Source organism: Kitasatospora sp. SUK 42, from assembly GCF_015776785.2.
Taxonomy (GTDB): Bacteria; Actinomycetota; Actinomycetes; order Streptomycetales; family Streptomycetaceae; genus Kitasatospora.
Map to the genome: position 1 here is coordinate 1 of NZ_LFMD02000012.1, position 265 is coordinate 265.

At 69.4% G+C, this 265-nt stretch carries 1 protein-coding gene; it reads right to left on the reverse strand.

Going from position 1 to position 265, the window contains the following annotated elements; genetic code table 11:
• Window positions 1-265, reverse strand: a 265-nt coding sequence (locus tag RZ50_RS28105; RefSeq protein ID WP_217680988.1) for a KR domain-containing protein, incomplete at both ends; no start/stop codon positions are given.

The window sequence follows — 265 nt, forward strand, 5'->3', positions numbered from 1 at the left end:
CGACGCCAGAGGCACCAGACCGGTCTTGGCGATGCGCCGCAGATCCACCTCCGCCAGGTGACCGGACATCGCACTGGTCTCCCGCCACAGACCCCACGCCAGCGACGTCCCCGGCAGGCCCTGCTCCCGCCGGAACTCGGCCAGCGCGTCCAGGAAGGTGTTGCCCGCCGCGTAGTTCGCCTGCCCCGCCGTACCCAGCAGACCGGCGATCGAGGAGTAAAGGACGAACGCCGACAGGTCCAACTCCCGCGTCAGCTCATGCAGA